The following is a 1,191-nucleotide window of genomic DNA, read 5'->3' on the forward strand; positions in this document are numbered from 1 at the left end:
ATGGCGAAGGAAAAGTTTGAGCGCAATAAGCCGCACTGCAACATCGGGACGATTGGTCACGTGGACCATGGCAAGACGTCACTGACGGCGGCGATCACGAAGGTTCTGGCGGAGTCTGGCGGCGCGCAGTTTACGGCGTACGACCAGATCGACAAGGCTCCGGAGGAGAAGGCGCGCGGGATCACGATCTCGACGGCTCACGTGGAGTACGAGACGGCGAACCGCCACTATGCGCACGTGGACTGCCCCGGTCACGCCGACTACGTGAAGAACATGATCACGGGCGCGGCGCAGATGGACGGCGCGATCCTGGTGGTGTCCTCGGCCGACGGCCCGATGCCGCAGACGCGCGAGCACATCCTTCTGGCGCGCCAGGTCGGCGTTCCGGCGCTGGTGGTGTTCATGAACAAGGTCGACATGGTCGACGACGCCGAGCTTCTCGACCTGGTCGAGCTCGAGGTTCGCGAGCTTCTGTCGAAGTACGACTTCCCGGGCGACGACATCCCGATCGTGAAGGGCTCGGCTCTTTGCGCTCTGGAGGACCGCCAGCCTGAGATCGGCCGCGATGCGGTTCTCAAGCTGATGGCCGAGGTCGACGCTTACATCCCGCAGCCGGAGCGTCCGGTGGACCAGCCGTTCCTGATGCCGATCGAAGACGTGTTCTCGATCTCGGGCCGCGGCACGGTGGTGACGGGTCGCGTGGAGCGCGGCATCATCAAGGTCGGCGAGGAAGTGGAGATCGTGGGTCTGCGGGCGACGCAGAAGACGACGGTCACGGGCGTCGAGATGTTCCGCAAGCTGCTCGACCAGGGCCAAGCGGGCGACAACGTGGGCGTTCTTCTGCGCGGCACGAAGCGCGAGGACGTGGAGCGCGGCCAGGTGCTGTGCAAGCCCGGCTCGATCAAGCCGCACACGAAGTTCAAGGCCGAGGCGTACATCCTGACGAAGGAAGAGGGCGGCCGTCATACGCCGTTCTTCGGCAACTACCGTCCGCAGTTCTACTTCCGCACGACGGACGTGACCGGCGTGGTGAAGCTGCCCGAGGGCACCGAGATGGTGATGCCGGGCGACAACATCACCATGGACGTGGAGCTGATCGTGCCGATCGCCATGGAGGAGAAGCTGCGCTTCGCCATCCGTGAGGGCGGCCGCACCGTCGGTGCCGGCGTCGTCGCTCAGGTCATGGATTAA

The 1,191-nt window shown here is 64.8% G+C and carries 1 protein-coding gene; it reads left to right on the top strand.

Annotated features, from left to right (window positions below; genetic code table 11):
* A complete protein-coding gene (gene tuf / locus ACFOYU_RS15300) occupies positions 1 to 1,191 on the top strand; it encodes an elongation factor Tu (RefSeq protein WP_226741692.1) in 1,191 nt (396 codons plus the stop codon).

Origin of the sequence: Microvirga sp. GCM10011540, assembly GCF_042650665.1 — a bacterium.
GTDB classification, from domain to species: domain Bacteria; phylum Pseudomonadota; class Alphaproteobacteria; order Rhizobiales; family Beijerinckiaceae; genus Microvirga; species Microvirga lenta.